The sequence below is a fragment of the Verminephrobacter aporrectodeae subsp. tuberculatae At4 genome, assembly GCF_000193225.1.
Lineage (GTDB): Bacteria > Pseudomonadota > Gammaproteobacteria > Burkholderiales > Burkholderiaceae_C > Acidovorax > Acidovorax aporrectodeae.
The window spans coordinates 1-896 of record NZ_AFAL01000545.1; the positions used below are offsets into that span (position 1 = coordinate 1).

The following is an 896-nucleotide window of genomic DNA, read 5'->3' on the forward strand; positions in this document are numbered from 1 at the left end:
CACCACCGCGTTCGCCCGCAGGATGGCGAAATGCGCGAGCACCAGCTGCGGGCAGTTCTGCATGCACAGCACCACGCGGTCGCCCCGCTGCACGCCCAGCGCCGCGAGCCGGGCGGCCAGGCGCTCGGCGCCCGCGGCCAGTTCGCGGTAGCTCGTCGCGCGGCCAAAGAACACCAGCGCCGCCTTGTCGGGGTAGCGCCGGGCGCTGATCGCCAGGTTGTCCCATAGCGAGGTGACGGGCAGCGTGATGGCATGGGGCAGCCGGCGGGGCCAGAACTTGAAATGGGCGCGCATGGGAGGGCATTCTTCCCGATCCCGGCCGGATGGCCCGCGCAGGGCTTCGGGTTCAGCCATTGACCTGCGCCCACAGCTTGTCGAGCCGCTTCACGCTCACCGGCTGCGGCGTGCGCAGCTCCTGCGCGAAAAAGCTCACGCGCAGTTCTTCGAGCAGCCAGCGCAGCTCCTGCATGCGCGCGTCCACGGCGCCCTTGCGCGCGTCCACCAGGCGCCAGTAGCGCTGCTCCTGCGGGCGCAGTTCGGCGAGCCGGGCGGCGTCGCGCGCCGGGTCGGCGCGGTACTTGTCGAGCCGCAGCGTGATGGCGCGCAGGTAGCGCGCGCAATGCGCCAACTGCGCCCAGGGCGTGGCGGTCAGGAAGTTCTCCGGCATCAGGCGCTGCAACTGCTGCTGCGCGTCCTGCGCGGCGGCGTTTCGGCTGTCCCTGATCTTGCGCGCGGCGGTGGCGTATTCGCTGAGGATGGCGGCCGCCAGGCGCGCCACCTCGTTGGCAATCAGCGCCAGGCGGCTGCGGCCTTCTTGCACCCGGCGCTCGAAAGCGGGCGCGTCGGCGGGCAGCGGCTCGCACAGGAAGGCGCGCTCCAGCGCCACGTCGATGATC

The 896-nt window shown here is 72.0% G+C and carries 2 protein-coding genes; both read right to left on the reverse strand.

All coding sequences use genetic code 11. The annotated features are described in order from the left end of the window. The coding region (locus VTU_RS28110; protein ID WP_010106810.1) for an AMP-binding protein at positions 1 to 294 on the reverse strand (294 nt) is incomplete at its 3' end. Positions 295 to 346: 52 nt separating this feature from the next. Further along, a partial coding sequence (locus VTU_RS28115) for a DUF3418 domain-containing protein (protein WP_010106811.1) occupies positions 347 to 896 on the reverse strand: 550 nt, incomplete at its 5' end.